This is a genomic window from Serratia sp. EWG9, assembly GCF_019913725.1.
Taxonomy (GTDB): Bacteria; Pseudomonadota; Gammaproteobacteria; order Enterobacterales; family Enterobacteriaceae; genus Serratia; species Serratia ureilytica.
In genome coordinates, this window is sequence record NZ_JADNRO010000002.1 from 62,279 (window position 1) to 77,139 (window position 14,861).

Here is a 14,861-nt window from a genome sequence, read left to right on the forward strand (position 1 = left end):
AGTCATCAGCTGTCGCTCAAGACGTTGGCCCGCTCGCGTGGCAACGGATGCTTAAGAGATGGCATCGCTTTCTGATATACCCTATGAATTTCAAGTTGTAGCTAGGCGGCCAGCTCGTGAGTCCCCAGGCGCTTACTTGAGTAAGTAACTGGGGTGAGCGAGTGCAGTCAACAACGCTACAGCTTGAAAGGCGACGGGTAGAAGATTTTGCGTAATTCTCAACATCGAATGGGGAACAAGATGCGGATTAAAGCCTTACTGGGTCTTTCGGCAGCGATGCTGCTGGCGGGTTGCAGCACCACTCATGAACTGACCGCTGCGGGTCAGCAGATCAAGTTCACCGACAGCAAGCCGGCGGCGGAATGCCAGCTGCTGGGGGAAGTGACCGGCACCCAGAGCAACTGGCTGTCCGGCAACGGCGGTGAAGGCAGCTCCATGCGCGGTGCGGCCAACGATCTGCGCAACAAGGCAGCGGCGATGGGCGGCAACGTCATTTACGGCGCCAACAGCCCAAGCCAGAACCTGCTCTCCAGCTTCGCGCCGCTGGACAGCAAAATGGTCGGCCAGGTTTACAAGTGCCCGTAAGGCGCTGAGGCCTAACGCCGCGAAGAGATAAAAAAAGAGGAATGCCACGGCATTCCTCTTTTCGTTTCGTCGAGCCCTGTGGCGCGCGTCACTCCTGCATCAGGCGCAGGTCGATCGGCGTTTTGCTCGGTTCGCCGCCTACTTCACGCGTCAGGCGCGGCACCAGATAACCTGACACCTTGCTCAGCAGCGCCTGCATGATGACGCGCGCTTCATCGTCGCTGACCATGAAATGCGCCGCGCCCTGCACTTTGTCCAGCACGTGGATGTAATAGGGCAGGATGCCGGCGTCGAACAGCGCGTTGCTGAGCGCCGCCAGCGTATCGGCATCGTCGTTGACGTCGCGCAGTAGCACGCTCTGGTTGAGCAGCGTGACGCCGGCGAGGCGCAGCTGGGCCATGGCGCTCTGTAGCTCGCGGTCGATTTCGTTGGCGTGGTTGATGTGGGTGACCATCAGCACCTGCAGGCGCGAGGCCGACAGCAGGCGGCACAGCGCCGGCGTAATGCGCGCCGGGATCACCACCGGCAGACGGGTGTGAATGCGCAGGCGTTTCAGGTGCGGGATGGCCTCCAGCTCGCCGATCAGCCACTCCAGCTCGCTGTCTTTGGCCATCAGCGGATCGCCGCCGGAAAAAATGATCTCGTCCAGTTCCGGGTGCTGGCGGATATAATCCAGCGCCTGCCGCCAGTTGTTCTTGTTGCCCTGATTATCCTGATAGGGGAAGTGACGGCGGAAACAGTAACGGCAGTTGACCGCACAGCCGCCTTTGACCAGCAGCAGCGCGCGATTGCGGTATTTGTGCAGCAGGCCCGGCACCACGCTGCGCTGTTCATCCAGCGGATCGGTGGTGAACCCTGGGGCGTTGATGAACTCCTCTCTGGCGGTCAGCACCTGGCGCAGCAGCGGGTCGTTGGCATCGCCGGGGCGCATGCGCGCAGCGAAGGCGCGCGGCACGCGCAGGGCAAACAGCCGACGGGCATCGCGCCCCTGCGGCAGTTCCGGGTGCGTATTCAGTGACAAAAGCTGCAGTAATTCATCGGGATCGGTAATAACATCGGCGAGTTGATGCAACCAATCTTCTCTATGTGCCGTACTTTGGGTTATAATGTGTGCCATTTTTTTGGCTAAGCTACCAGTTCAAATATTCAGAGGGCCATCATGGCGACTTATTCTAGCAACGATTTCCGTCCGGGTCTTAAAATCATGTTCGAGGGCGAACCTTACGCCGTCGAAGCCAGTGAGTTCGTTAAGCCGGGCAAAGGCCAGGCGTTCGCGCGCGTGAAAATGCGCCGTCTGCTGACCGGCACCCGCGTGGAAAAAACCTTCAAGTCTACCGATTCTTGCGAAGGCGCAGACGTGATGGACACCAACATGAACTACCTGTACAGCGACGGTGAGTTCTACCACTTCATGCACCCTGAGTCTTTCGAACAGCATCAGGTTGACGGCAAAACCGTCGGCGACGCGGCCAAATGGCTGCAGGATAACGCAGAGTGCATCATCACCCTGTGGGATGGCCGTCCAATCGCCGTTCAGCCGCCGAACTTCATCGAAGCGGAAATCACCGATACCGATCCTGGCCTGAAAGGCGATACCGCAGGGACTGGCGGCAAGCCGGCTACCCTGAGCACCGGCGCCGTGGTAAAAGTGCCGTTGTTCGTCCAGATCGGCGAAGTGATCAAGGTTGACACTCGCTCTGGCGAATACGTCTCTCGCGTCAAGTAAGTTTCAAAACAGAGGAACCCCCGCGGTTCCTCTGTTTTATCCCATCCCCGTTCGTTGGCAGAAAATCCGCATGTTCAAGAAAACGCTGTTGGCCGTGCTCTCCCTGTTGTTCCTTTTCTCCCTCAGCAGTTGCAATACGTTTCGCGGTTTCGGCGAAGACGTTCAGCATCTCGGCGGCGCCATCTCCCGCACGGCCAGCTGATCCCGCCTTTAACCCGATGTATTTGCGCCACAAAGCCGGTCACGATCCCACACCCTCCGTCAATTTTGACTACGCTTAGAAAGCCGTACTTTTTCATCAACGACAAATAAGGACTTTCTTATGCTGAAGAAAAGTATTATCGCGATCTTCTCTTTGATGATTTTGAGCTCGCTGACCGCCTGTAATACCACCCGCGGTGTGGGTGAAGACATTCAGGCCGGCGGCAAGGCTATTCAGCGCAGCGCGGAATAATCCGCATTCCACCCGGCGGCGTTCCGGCTGCGGAGAGCCGCCACATTTCTATCCCTTGCCTGAGCGTTAACGCTGCTGCTATCCTGCCGCAGTGCGGGTGAGGTTACCCGTCATGCATCACCTCGCTAAACGGGACGACCCGTTTACGCGTCATTTTATCGGGGACGACCCCAGTGGTAGGGAGGCCGTCTCATGGCCTGGATTATTCTGCTTATCGCCGGTTTGCTCGAAGTGGTTTGGGCTATCGGTCTGAAATACACCCACGGTTTTACCCGGCTGACGCCGAGCATCATCACCATCGCCGCGATGGTGGTCAGCATGTTGCTGTTGGCCAACGCCATGAAAACGCTGCCCGCCGGCACCGCCTACGCGGTGTGGACCGGCATCGGCGCGGTGGGCGCGGCCATCATGGGCATGGTGCTGTTGGGCGAATCGACCAATATCGCGCGCATCATCAGCCTGTGCCTGATCGTGGTCGGCATACTCGGGCTGAAGTTCAGCAGTCAGTGATCGGCGGACTGCTGCACCCAAATCAGCTTGTCGGTGGCGAAACCGTAGCCTTTGGCTGTCTGCAATAAACGGTCGCGCGCGGCGGCGTCAAGCGTCGGCGTGCGCGACAGGATCCACAGATAGTCGCGGTTCGGGCCGCAAACCAGCGCGTAGCCATACGCCGGATCCAGGGCAATCACGTTGTAGCCGCCATAGAAAGGGCCGAAGAACGACACTTTCAGCGCCGCGATCTGCGGTGAACCGATAAAGTAGGCTTTGCCTTCGCTTTCTTGCCATTGCTGTTTTTGCGGATTGAAGCCGCGATTGATGACGTTCAGTCCGCCGTCGGCGCGCGGGCTGTAATGGGCGGTCACCTGCTGCAAACCGCGTTCAAAACGATGATCCAGACGTGCGATCTCATACCAGGTGCCGAGATAGCGCTGGCTGTCGAAATTGTTCACGACCTTGATGTCTTTAGGCGGGGAGACGCTGCAGGCGACGGAGAGCAGGGCGGAAAGCATGACGCAAAGCTTTGACCATAAACGCATCGGTGACTCCTGTTTACCGGGGGCGAGTAGACAGTGTAGCCGATGAGAAAAGGGCGGCCAACGGGCGTTGGCCACCCGAGCGGTTTACAGAGTGACGACGCCGATGACGGTGACGACGCTGAGGATTGCCGCCAGACCGTAGAACACCCACTTGCCGGCCGGCACGTGGATCTTCAGATCGTGCATCGCATGGTGGATGCGGTGCAGGCCGCACCACAGCGGCAGAATGATCATCAGCAGCAGGAACAGGCGGCCGATCAGGCTCTGGCAGAACGCCAGCACGCGCTCGTAACCCAGCGCTTCACCGGGGAACAGCCCCAGCGGCAGCAGGATGCCGACCAGCAGCACGATAGCCGGCGCGACGATCGCGCCCCACATGCCGCCGGCGCCGAACAATCCCCAGAAAACCGGCTCGTCGGAGCGTTTAGGTGCTTGATTTATCATGTTTCCTCCGGATTAGAACAGGGCCACGGCCAGGATGACCACGCTGACGACGATCGTGACGGCCCACAGCCCTTTCACGATGGGGCCCGGTCCCATTTTCTCGCTGTTGACCACGATATTGGCGGCCTTCGGCGCCAGATCGAACCAGGTTTTGGTGTGCAGCGCCGCCGCCAGCAATGCGACGACGTTGATTAACAGCACCAGCGGATTCTGCAAGAAACCGACGAAGCCGGCCCAGCTCTCGGCGCCGCCCTTCAGCGCGAACACGCCGTAGAGCAGCACGATGCTGAACCAGACGGCCAGCACCGAGGTGCCTTCGCGCAGCATGTAGAAACGGTAGAAGCCGAGCTTTTGCCACCAGGTGGGCGTCATGGTGCGCACATAGGGCTTACGTTGAGTTGTCATGGCAATTTTCTCCCTTATTGCGGCTTCAACATGGCGATCATGAAGTCTTTGGCGCTCTCCACCTTGCCCTGCTGGATGGCGGCGGCGGGATCGACGTGTTTCGGACAGACTTCGGAGCAATAGCCGACGAAGGTGCAGCTCCAGACGCCGTTTTGGCCGTTGAGCTGCGGCATGCGCTGTTTCTTGCCGTGGTCGCGGTTGTCCAGGTTATAGCGGTGCGCCAGCGTGATCGCCGCCGGGCCGATAAACTCGGGGTTGAGGCCGAACTGGGGGCACGCCGCGTAGCACAGGCCGCAGTTGATGCAGCCGGAGAACTGGTGGTATTTGGCCATCTGCGCCGGAGTCTGCACGTTCGGGCCATCCTCCGGTTTGCGATCGTTGCCGATGATGTACGGCTTGATCGCCTCCAGGCTTTCGATGAAGTGGGTCATGTCGACCACCAGATCGCGCTCGATCGGGAAGTTGCCCAGCGCTTCGACCTTCATGCCGCCGACGTAGTCGCGCAGGAAGGTTTTGCACGCCAGCTTCGGCACGCGGTTGACCATCATGCCGCAGGAGCCGCAGATCGCCATGCGGCAAGACCAGCGGTAGGAGAGGTCCGGCGCCAGGTTATCCTTGATATAGCCCAGCGCGTCGAGCAGCGAGGTCTGTTCGTCGTAAGGCACGGCGTAAGTGACGAAATGCGGCTCGGCGTCGCTTTCCGGGTTATAGCGCATGACGTCGATCTTCAGGGTTTGCATCTCAGCCATTTGCCTGCTCCTTATTCTTTTTCTCCTGCGCTTCGGCTTCTGCGCCGTAGACGCGTTTGGCCGGCGGCAGCTTGGTGATTTTCACGTCGCTGTATTCGAGACGCGGCGCGCCCTGCGGATTGTGGAACGCCAGCGTATGCTTGAGGAAGTTGACGTCGTCACGCTCGGTGCAGCCTTCGTCCAGGCGCTGGTGGGCGCCGCGCGACTCTTTGCGGTTAAATGCGGAGTGCGCCATGCATTCAGCGACGTCCAGGCCATAGCCCAGCTCGATGGTGTACAGCAGATCGGTATTGAACACGCTGGTGTTGTCGGTGATTTTGACGCGCTTGAAACGTTCTTTCAGCTCGGCCAGCTTATCGATGGTTTTTTGCATCAGCTCCGGCGTGCGGTAGATGCCGCAGCCTTCTTCCATCGACAGCCCCATTTCGTCGCGGATCTTCGCCCAGTTTTCGTTGCCTTCCTGCTTCATCAGGTTGCTCAGGCGGGTTTCGACGTCGCGGGTTTGCGCATCCAGCGCGCTGCCGTTGGCCGGCGCGGTTTCCAGCGCGCGGCGCGCGGCGTGTTCACCGGCGACGCGGCCGAATACCACCAGTTCCGCCAGCGAGTTGGAGCCGAGACGGTTGGCGCCGTGCAGGCCGACGGAGGAGCATTCGCCGACTGCGAACAGCCCTTTGATGCGGGTTTCGCAGTTCTGGTCGGTTTCAATGCCGCCCATGGTGTAGTGCGCGGTAGGGCGCACCGGGATCGGATCTTTCACCGGATCGACGCCGACGTAGGCTTTGGCCAGTTCACAGATGAACGGCAGCCGCTCCAGCAGCTTTTTCTCGCCCAGGTGGCGCAGATCGAGGTAGACCACGTCGCCGCGCGGGGTGGCGATGGTGCGGCCGGCGCGCCATTCGTGCCAGAAGGCCTGGGACACTTTATCGCGCGGGCCCAGCTCCATGTATTTGTTCTTCGGCTCGCCCAGCGGGGTTTCCGGGCCCATGCCGTAGTCTTGCAGGTAACGGTAGCCGTCTTTGTTCACCAGAATGCCGCCTTCGCCGCGGCAGCCCTCGGTCATCAGGATGCCGGAACCGGGCAGGCCGGTCGGGTGGTACTGCACGAACTCCATGTCGCGCAGCGGTACGCCGTGGTGGAACGCCATGCCCATGCCGTCGCCGGTGACGATGCCGCCGTTGGTGTTGTAGCGGTAAACGCGCCCGGCGCCGCCGGTGGCCATCACCACCGCGTTGGCGCGGATCTGCACGCGGGTGCCTTCCATCATGTTGAGCGCCACCAGGCCGCGCGCCTGGCCGTCATCCACCAGGATATCCAGTACGAAGTGCTCGTCGAAGCGTTGAATTTGCGGGTATTTCAGCGAGGTCTGGAACAGGGTGTGCAGCATGTGGAAGCCGGTCTTGTCGGCGGCGAACCAGGTGCGTTCGATCTTCATGCCGCCGAAGCGTCGCACGTTGACCGAACCGTCCGGTTTGCGGCTCCACGGGCAGCCCCACTGCTCAAGCTGGGTCATCTCGCGCGGGCACTGATGCACGAAGTGATCGACCACGTCCTGCTCGCACAGCCAGTCGCCGCCGGCGACGGTGTCGTGGAAGTGATAGTCGAAGGTATCGTGATCCTGGGTGACGGCGGCGGAGCCCCCCTCGGCGGCGACCGTGTGGCTGCGCATCGGGTAGACCTTAGAGATCAGCGCGATTTTCAGTTGGGGATTGGCTTCCGCTGCGGCTATTGCTGCACGTAAACCAGCGCCCCCGGCCCCAATAATGGCAAGATCGGCGTTAAAGGTTTGCACTGCATTCCTCCAATGTTCTTGTTAAGAACGGCAAGTTAAATATCTATGCTTAAAATTTAGCGAACTCTTCGGGTGCTAACTAATTGAACCGATTAATGTTGCTTAAAGGTTAAGGATAGATATCTCCCACCAATAATGGGGAATTAACTATACCTAAAGTTAAGTAGTCGAAATTTGATGTGATCGATTGTTTTGTCGATTAACGCTTGCCCGGCAGGCTTGTCTGTTTTTTTGCGCGTTCGGCCGGCTTTACCCTTTTTAACGCGCTTTTGCCGCCCTTTTATCGGAAATTGGCGTTATCGCCGGTTGCGCATTGTGAAGAATTTGTTTGGCTGCAAGGATGCGAGTAGACTGCATCCCCTGTTTGATTTCGGAGTTAATAACCATGAGCGAAACGGCAAGCTGGCAGCCTAGTGCACCCATCGCCAATTTGTTGAAACGCGCAGCGATTCTGGCTGAGATCCGGCGTTTCTTCGCCGATCGTGGCGTGCTGGAAGTTGAGACGCCCACCATGAGCCAGGCGACGGTCACCGACGTTCACCTGTTCCCGTTCGAGACGCGTTTCGTCGGGCCGGGAGCGGCAGAGGGCCTGACGCTATACATGATGACCAGCCCGGAATATCACATGAAGCGCCTGTTGGCGGCGGGCAGCGGCCCGATCTACCAAATGGGGCGCAGCTTCCGCAATGAAGAAGCCGGGCGGCATCACAACCCGGAATTCACCATGCTGGAGTGGTACCGTCCGCACTACGACATGTACCGCCTGATGAATGAAGTGGACGATCTGCTGCAACAGGTGCTGGACTGCGAGAGCGCGGAGACCCTGTCCTATCAGCAGGCGTTCCTGCGCCATCTGGACATCGATCCGCTGTCGGCGGAGAAGGCGCAGCTGCGCGAAGCGGCGGCCAAACTCGATCTGAGCAACATCGCCGATACCGAAGAAGATCGCGATACGCTGCTGCAGCTGCTGTTCACCGTGGGCGTGGAACCGCATATCGGCCGTGAAAAACCGGCGTTCGTGTACCACTTCCCGGCCAGCCAGGCGGCGTTGGCGGAGATTAGCACCGAAGACCACCGCGTGGCGGAGCGTTTCGAGGTGTACTTCAAGGGTATCGAGCTGGCGAACGGTTTTCGCGAGCTTACCGACGGCCGTGAACAACAGCAGCGCTTCGAGCAGGACAACCGCAAACGCGCGGAGCGCGGCCTGCCGCAGCAACCGATCGACTACAACCTGTTGGCGGCGTTGCAGCACGGCATGCCGGAGTGTTCCGGCGTGGCGCTGGGCGTGGATCGTCTGGTGATGCTGGCGCTGGGCGCCGAGAGCCTGAGCGACGTATTAGCCTTCCCGGTCGGGATCGCCTGACGTTTCAGGCGGTAAGAAAAGCAAAAGGGTCGGCATTTGCCGGCCCTTTTTTTATCGCGAGAAACGCTTACAGCCCCCCGGCGTCGCGCTTGGTGTTCGGCGCCGGCGTGGACGGCGGCGTGCGGCCGTTGTTGGTCAGCCGCGACAGCGTCTCGGTACGCACCTGGAACGGCGGGTACGGCAGCGTGATGCCGTGCTCGCGGTAGCCCGCCAGGATCAGCTGGTGGATCTCATGGCGCAGCGGCATACGGTGGCCCATCTCGGCGGCGTAAATACGCATCTCGAAGATCTGAATGCCTTGCTGCAGATCGACCAGATAGACCTCCGGCGCCGGGTTATCCAGCACCAGCGCGCAGCGCTCGGCGGCGTTCATCAGGATCTTGGTCACTTCTTCGCTGTTGGCTTCGCCCGGCGCCGGTACGGTCAGCACCACACGGGTCAGGGTATCCGACAGCGACCAGTTGACGAACTGCTCGGTGATAAACGCTTTGTTCGGCACGATGATCTCTTTGCGGTCCCAGTCCGAGATGGTGGTGGCGCGGGTATTGATCTTGGTGACGGTGCCGGTCAGATTGCGGATCGTCACGGTGTCGCCGATGCGGATCGGTTTCTCGAACAGGATGATCAAGCCGGAGATGAAGTTGGAGAAGATCTCCTGCATGCCGAAGCCCAACCCCAGACTGAGCGCGGTAACCACCCACTGCAGTTTCGACCATTCGATGCCGATCCAGGCGAAGCTGAGCACCGCGCCGAACAGCAGCAGCAGGTACTTGGTGATGGTGGTGATGGCGTAGCCGGTGCCCGGGGACAGATCCAGGTGCTGCAGCACCGCCAGCTCCAGCAGCGCCGGCAGGTTGCGCACCAGCTGCATGGTGATGATCAACACCAAAATGGCGATCAGAACCGCGCCGAGGGTGATCGGATGGGCGGTTTCCACGCCGTTCACCGTCGAGGTTACGTCCCACAGCGAGATATTTTCCAGGAAGGCGAACGCGGAGTGGATCTCCGACCACAGCACGATCACCGACACCAGCGCGATCAGCGTTAGGATCGAACGCACCAGCCGTAGCGACTGGGCGCTGATGGTGTCCAGATCGAAGTCCGAATCGTCCGGATCGATGGCGCCTTCGGTGCTGTTCGGGGTATGTGAAGTTTCGTCTTCGCCGCGGGCGCGCTGGGCCAGAATGTCGGCGCGGCGCTGCTTGGCGCGATCGAAGGCGATGCGCCGCCGCTGGATCAACATCCAACGGCGGATGATGTGGTAGACGACCAGCAGCAGGAACCAGATCGCCACCGAAGTTTCCAGACGCGCCAACAGCGCCTGCGCGGTGGTGAGGTAACCGACGGTCGAGGCCAGCGCCGCCAGCAGCGGCGCCGACAGCAGCAGCCCCCAGAAGGCGCTGTTGAGCATGTTGTCGCCGGAGCCGTTTTTATCCAGATACAGCGGAATGCCGGCGCGTTTCAGGCTGTGGGTGACCAGCGCCAGCGCCAGACACAGCAGGATGAAGCACAGCCGCCCCAGGGTGTTGGCGAACTCGCGTTCTTTCAGGCTATCGAAGGTGATCAGCGCCATGATCAGCGGCACGATCAGCCAGATCGACATCTTGTAGTAGCGCATGGCGCGCGAAACCTGCTTCGCCGGCCAGCGGAAGTGCACGATGAACAGCCCCTGCGGGTGGGCGAAGGCGGCGCAGATCATGCAGATCCACAGGATCGGCAGCGTGGCGGTTACCCCTTTGCCGATCGCTTCCGCCACCGGGTAGTTCCAGGCGCTTTGCAGGCCGTAACCGAGCGCGGCCCACAGCACCGGCAGCGGCATCGCCACCAGAATCGACCAGAACACGGTGCGCACGTCAGGAAGAATTCGTCCTGCGTCACCTTGCCGACGCGGCTGCTCGCGCGCTCGAGGAAGGCGTGGTAGTGCTTGCGCGAGCTGATGCTGAAAATCACCAGCAGCAGGGCGCCGAAGATCGGGATCAGCGTTTCGCGGCTGGTCACCATCATCATGAAGGCGCCGCCGAGTTGAGACAGCGTGTCCAGCGACAGGACGCGCGTCAGATCGTGCGCCACGTTGAGCGGGTAGGAGAAGTTGATCGGATTGACGTCCGGCACCCAGAACAAATAGCGGTGGGTGGCGTCGCGAATTTCGTTCAACGCTTCGATCAACTGGGTGTTGGCCACCTTCAGCTTGGTCAGCTCAAGGATTTGGGTGTCGCACCCGGATAATAACGAGTTGAGCAGCTCGCGCTGGGTGCGCAGCTGGGCATCGACGATGCGTTGCTCCTGGTTGGTCAGCGCGCTGCCGTCGTCGCGTTTGAATTCGCGCTGCGACAGTTTTTCCAGCTGGTTTTCAAACTGCAGGCGCTGCACGCGCAGCTGGGCCATGTCGCCGTCCAGCTGTTGCGGCTTGGGCATTTCCGGCAGTGTCGCCACCTGGGCGCGCAGGGTTTCCCCCAGCGCCGACGACGAACCGAGCCACTGGGCCTGCTCGATGATGGTGCTCAGCGCCTGGCGCACCTGCAGCGTCTGCGCCGCCGCCTGCCGCTGCTGCGATGAAATCAGATCCATGCGCTGCGCCTGGCTGTTCAGCGCGGCGGACAGTTCGCGGTTGATCTGCAGCTGCTGGCTGATGCTTTTTGGCAAATCGCCGTTCTGCTCGGCCAACTGCTCGGTTTTTTCCAGCGCCAGCTCTGCTTCGCGTTGGCGTTGGGCGTTGAGGTTATTGCGCAGCGCCTGCAGCTGAACGTCTATTTTCTCGTGGCGCTTTTTATAGACCTCGGCGCGCATGCGCGCCAGCTCCTGACGGTTGTTGGCCGACAGCTGCGCCAGCTCCAGCTCGTCCACTTTGGCTTTGCGCGCCGCGGCTTCGGCCTGCAGCAGGGCCAGTGCGGCCTGCGCATACGGCGTGGTCGGGTTGGCGGGCTGCGCCTGCAGGCGGCGCTGCACTTCCGTCAGCGCACGGCGGGCGTCGGTCTGCTGCTGCGGCAGCTGGCCGAGCGAATCGCTGATCTCCCGCGTGCGATCCTGTTCTTGCTGCAGCAGGCGCGCCTGTTCCAGCAGCAGGCTGCTGGTTTGCAGGATCTGCTGTTCCAGCTCGGCGGCCGGCAGATCGTCGCCGTTAGGCAAGATCTTGTTGCTTTCCAGCACCAGCTGACGGCGCAGCTCCTGCGTCATCTTCGGAAAATCGTCGATCACCCTCTGATACTGCTCGGAGCGAGTCTGCGACTCTTTGCGCTCCGTCAGCCAGTTGAGGGCGCTTTGCAGCGCCTCAGTGGTTTCCGCCTGATTCGGCGCGTTTTTGCTGCTTTCCGCCTGCTTCAGCTCCTGTTTGAGCTGGGTCTCGGTCGGCACGGGGGCGGCCAGCGCCGGTTGCCACAGCAGGCAACCGAGCAAAAGCGTGATGAAAAGGCGCACGGCGTCGATTCCTTTAGAGCGGGGTCTGTGGCGTTTCAGCGGCGGCCGGGATTTCGGCGAAGGCTTCACCCATGCGGGTGACGGTGCCGTTATGCAGCTGCGGCGCAAACTGCACGCTGCCTGCGGTAAACAGGTTGATCACCGTGGAGCCGAGTTTGAAACGGCCCATCTCGGCGCCTTTTTCCAGCGCGATGGCGCCTTCTTCGCCGGCGGCCGGGTAGGTCCAGCGTTTGATGATGCCTTCGCGCGGCGGCGTGACGGTGCCGGCCCAGACGGTTTCGATGCTGCCGACGATGGTGGCGCCGACCAGGATTTGCACCATCGGCCCGATGTCGGTGTCGAATACGCAGATCACGCGCTCGTTGCGCGCGAACAGATTAGGCACGTTGGCGGCGGTGAGCGGGTTGACCGAGAACAAATCGCCCGGCACATAGATCATTTCGCGCAGCACGCCGGCGCACGGCATGTGTACGCGGTGATAGTCGCACGGCGCCAGATAGGTGGTGGCGAACAGGCCGTTGCGGAACGGCTCGGCCAACAGATAGTTGCCGGCCAGCAGCGCTTCGAGGCTGTAGTGGTGGCCTTTGGCCTGGAAGATTTGATCGTCGCGGATCGGGCCGAGCTGGCTGATGGCGCCATCGGCAGGCAGCGCCAGCCAGTTGGCGTCGGCGATGATGGGGCGCGCGCCGTCGCGCAGCGGGCGCACGAAGAAGTCGTTGAAGGTGGCGTAAGACACCAGGTCCGGATTTTGCGCTTCCTGCATGTCCACGCGGTAGTAGCGGGCGAAGGTTTTGACCACCAGTTGGGTCAGCCAGCCGGCCCGTTTGTCGGCGCCCCAGCCCGCCAGGCGGGTCAGCGCCAGCTTCGGCAGCCAATATTGCAGTTTAATCTTGATGCTATCCAGCACGTTAACCTCGTGAATCAGGGTAAAGGGCGCGCATTGTAACGAGGGCTCCGCCGTCGTCAATGCTCGCTCGTCAGTGTCAGTCTGCGGCGTCCGTGAAGTTCTTGCGAACCTTCACCTGCGCCATGCTTTCCAGAATACGGTGATAGTTGTCGAACCGCTCTTGCGCGATATCGCCTTTCTCCATCGCCGCGCGAATGGCGCAGCCGGGATCGGTATCGTGGCGGCAGTCGCGGAATTTGCAACCGCCTAAATAATCACGGAATTCGACAAAGCCGCGGGTGATTTGTTCCGGCTCCAGGTGCCACAGGCCAAACTCGCGCACCCCCGGGGAGTCGATCACGTCGCCGCCGTGCTGGAAATGGTACAGCCGCGCGGCGGTGGTGGTATGTTGCCCGAGGCCCGAGACGTCGGAAACCTGATTTACCAGAATTTGCTCTTCAGACGGCGGCAGCAGCGCGTTCAGCAAGCTGGACTTGCCGACCCCGGACTGACCGGCGAAGATGCTGATGCGCCCGGCCAGCGCCTGTTCGAACTCCGCCATGCCTTCCCGCGTTTGGCTGGAGACTTCCAGCACCCGGTAGCCAATCTTGCGATAGATATCCATCATGCCGTCGACCAGCTTGCGCGCTTCGGCGTCCAGCAGGTCAATTTTGTTGAGCACGATCAGCGGCTCGACTTCGAGCGTTTCGCAGGCCACCAGATAACGGTCGATGATGTTCAGTGACAGCTCGGGCAGGATCGCCGACACGATGACGATCTGATTGATATTGGCGGCGATCGGCTTCACGCCGTCATAGAAGTCCGGGCGCGTCAGCACCGAGGTGCGTTCGTGCACCGCTTCCACAATGCCTTTTACCCCTTCATGGGCGCCCAGGCCGGGGCGCCACACCACGCGATCGCCGGTCACCAGCGAACGCAATGTGCGGCGGATGTTGCAGCGGTGCTGAGTGCCATCCGGCGCCTCAACGTCGGCGTGCATGCCGAAACGACTGATGACGACGCCTTCCTGCGGCTCGCCCAGCTGGGAATCATCCGGTTCCGGTTTGTTATCGGCGCGCTTCAGACGGCGCTGATGGTTCGCCTGCACGCGGCGTTGCTGACCTTTGGACAGTTTGTTCTTACTCACTGCGCCTCACTTGAATCGGTTTTATACCTTTACGTATACGCACAGCCGCGGCGGGGGACTTGCCCCGGGCGCAGCCTTGAACCCGTCAGGGTATATGTCGCCCATGGCGACCAAAAAGACTATGATACACGCTATTTTATATTAAATAACCGTTGTTAGCCGCCGGCTGCGGCGTGTCGCCATCGGCGGCGGCCGTCGTCTCGTCCGCACAGCGTTTTTCTCTCGGCTTTTAGGCAGGAAACATCATGACAGCAAACGAAAATAACCTGATTTGGATCGATTTGGAGATGACCGGGCTGGATCCCGAGCGTGACCGCATTATCGAGATCGCCACGCTGGTCACCGACGCCAATCTGAACATCCTGGCGGAAGGGCCGGTGATCGCCGTGCACCAATCCGACGAGCAGCTGGCCTTGATGGACGAGTGGAACGTGCGCACCCATACCGGCAGCGGGCTGGTGGAGCGGGTGAAAGCCAGCCGGCAGGACGATCGCGCCGCCGAGCTGGAAACCATCGCCTTCCTGCAGCAATGGGTGCCGGCCGGCAAATCACCGATCTGCGGCAACAGCGTGGGCCAGGATCGCCGTTTCCTGTTCCGCTACATGCCGGAGCTGGAGGCCTACTTCCATTACCGCTACCTGGACGTCAGCACGCTGAAAGAACTGGCGCGCCGTTGGAAGCCGGAAATTCTCGGCGGCTTTAAGAAGCAGGGCACCCATCAGGCGCTGGATGACATCCGCGAATCGGTGGCCGAACTGGCTTATTACCGCGAGCATTTCATTCAGCTTTAAGGCGATGGCGGCCTCTGCGGGGAAAAAATGCCGTTTTTAGCCGCTTAATTCGCCAATCTGGCGCTTTAATC

Annotated in this window: 15 protein-coding genes and 1 pseudogene; 7 read left to right on the plus strand and 9 right to left on the minus strand. The window is 60.8% G+C overall.

The features are described 5' to 3' along the window. Positions 1–240: 240 nt before the first annotated feature. Entirely contained in the window at positions 241–585 is a 345-nt protein-coding gene (locus ITX55_RS05705; RefSeq protein WP_025305007.1) for a DUF4156 domain-containing protein, read from the plus strand. A gap of 88 nt (positions 586–673) precedes the next feature. Here ITX55_RS05705 and epmB read toward each other — a convergent pair whose 3' ends face one another. Further along, positions 674–1,702 carry an EF-P beta-lysylation protein EpmB gene (gene epmB, locus ITX55_RS05710; RefSeq protein WP_164095951.1) on the minus strand — a complete coding sequence of 343 codons (1,029 nt, stop codon included), beginning with the start codon at positions 1,700–1,702 and terminating at the stop codon, positions 674–676. Between the two features lie 42 nt (positions 1,703–1,744). On the opposite strand from epmB, the gene efp reads away from it, so the two are divergent. The 4 genes from efp to sugE all read left to right on the plus strand — a co-directional run bounded on the left by efp (position 1,745) and on the right by sugE (position 3,275). Next, a complete protein-coding gene (efp, locus tag ITX55_RS05715; RefSeq protein ID WP_004929666.1) occupies positions 1,745–2,311 on the plus strand; it encodes an elongation factor P in 567 nt (188 codons plus the stop codon). Between the two features lie 70 nt (positions 2,312–2,381). Further along, the gene (locus ITX55_RS05720; protein ID WP_004929667.1) at positions 2,382–2,513 is read left to right on the plus strand and encodes an entericidin A/B family lipoprotein; all 132 of its coding nucleotides are present in this window, start codon (positions 2,382–2,384) and stop codon (positions 2,511–2,513) included. Between the two features lie 120 nt (positions 2,514–2,633). Further along, positions 2,634–2,765 carry an entericidin A/B family lipoprotein gene (locus ITX55_RS05725; protein WP_004929668.1) on the plus strand — a complete coding sequence of 44 codons (132 nt, stop codon included), beginning with the start codon at positions 2,634–2,636 and terminating at the stop codon, positions 2,763–2,765. 192 nt (positions 2,766–2,957) lie between these two features. Next, positions 2,958–3,275 (plus strand): quaternary ammonium compound efflux SMR transporter SugE, encoded by a 318-nt coding sequence (gene sugE, locus ITX55_RS05730; protein ID WP_033641610.1) that lies wholly within the window; start codon positions 2,958–2,960, stop codon positions 3,273–3,275. Here sugE and blc read toward each other — a convergent pair. From blc to frdA, 5 genes are all read right to left on the minus strand, one after another. Further along, the gene (gene blc / locus ITX55_RS05735; protein WP_197756077.1) at positions 3,269–3,802 is read right to left on the minus strand and encodes an outer membrane lipoprotein Blc; all 534 of its coding nucleotides are present in this window, start codon (positions 3,800–3,802) and stop codon (positions 3,269–3,271) included. The two genes, sugE and blc, sit on opposite strands and share 7 nt — an antisense overlap. A gap of 84 nt (positions 3,803–3,886) precedes the next feature. Then, on the minus strand, positions 3,887–4,246 hold the full coding sequence (gene frdD / locus ITX55_RS05740; RefSeq protein ID WP_004929672.1) for a fumarate reductase subunit FrdD: 360 nt from the start codon (positions 4,244–4,246) through the stop codon (positions 3,887–3,889). A gap of 12 nt (positions 4,247–4,258) precedes the next feature. Beyond that, positions 4,259–4,651: a fumarate reductase subunit FrdC gene (frdC, locus tag ITX55_RS05745; protein WP_025305010.1), complete on the minus strand. Its 393-nt coding sequence runs from the start codon at positions 4,649–4,651 to the stop codon at positions 4,259–4,261. A gap of 14 nt (positions 4,652–4,665) precedes the next feature. Continuing rightward, on the minus strand, positions 4,666–5,400 hold the full coding sequence (locus tag ITX55_RS05750) for a succinate dehydrogenase/fumarate reductase iron-sulfur subunit (RefSeq protein ID WP_004929676.1): 735 nt from the start codon (positions 5,398–5,400) through the stop codon (positions 4,666–4,668). Continuing rightward, the gene (gene frdA, locus ITX55_RS05755) at positions 5,393–7,189 is read right to left on the minus strand and encodes a fumarate reductase (quinol) flavoprotein subunit (protein WP_042783510.1); all 1,797 of its coding nucleotides are present in this window, start codon (positions 7,187–7,189) and stop codon (positions 5,393–5,395) included. The genes ITX55_RS05750 and frdA overlap by 8 nt, the downstream gene beginning before the upstream one ends. A gap of 385 nt (positions 7,190–7,574) precedes the next feature. Here frdA and epmA point away from each other — a divergent pair, with 385 nt between their 5' ends. Continuing rightward, positions 7,575–8,552, plus strand: coding sequence for an elongation factor P--(R)-beta-lysine ligase (gene epmA, locus ITX55_RS05760; RefSeq protein WP_004929681.1), 978 nt, complete (start codon positions 7,575–7,577; stop codon positions 8,550–8,552). Positions 8,553–8,619: 67 nt separating this feature from the next. Here epmA and mscM read toward each other — a convergent pair. The 3 genes and pseudogenes from mscM to rsgA all read right to left on the minus strand — a co-directional run bounded on the left by mscM (position 8,620) and on the right by rsgA (position 13,999). Further along, positions 8,620–11,966: pseudogene (mscM, locus tag ITX55_RS05765) on the minus strand (miniconductance mechanosensitive channel MscM). 13 nt (positions 11,967–11,979) lie between these two features. Beyond that, positions 11,980–12,873, minus strand: a complete 894-nt coding sequence (gene asd / locus ITX55_RS05770; protein WP_223084885.1) for an archaetidylserine decarboxylase — start codon at positions 12,871–12,873, stop codon at positions 11,980–11,982. 76 nt (positions 12,874–12,949) lie between these two features. Further along, complete coding sequence (rsgA, locus tag ITX55_RS05775; protein WP_033641617.1) at positions 12,950–13,999, minus strand: small ribosomal subunit biogenesis GTPase RsgA; 1,050 nt, start codon at positions 13,997–13,999, stop codon at positions 12,950–12,952. 245 nt (positions 14,000–14,244) lie between these two features. On the opposite strand from rsgA, the gene orn reads away from it, so the two are divergent. After that, complete coding sequence (orn, locus tag ITX55_RS05780) at positions 14,245–14,790, plus strand: oligoribonuclease (protein WP_033641618.1); 546 nt, start codon at positions 14,245–14,247, stop codon at positions 14,788–14,790. Positions 14,791–14,861: the final 71 nt, after the last annotated feature.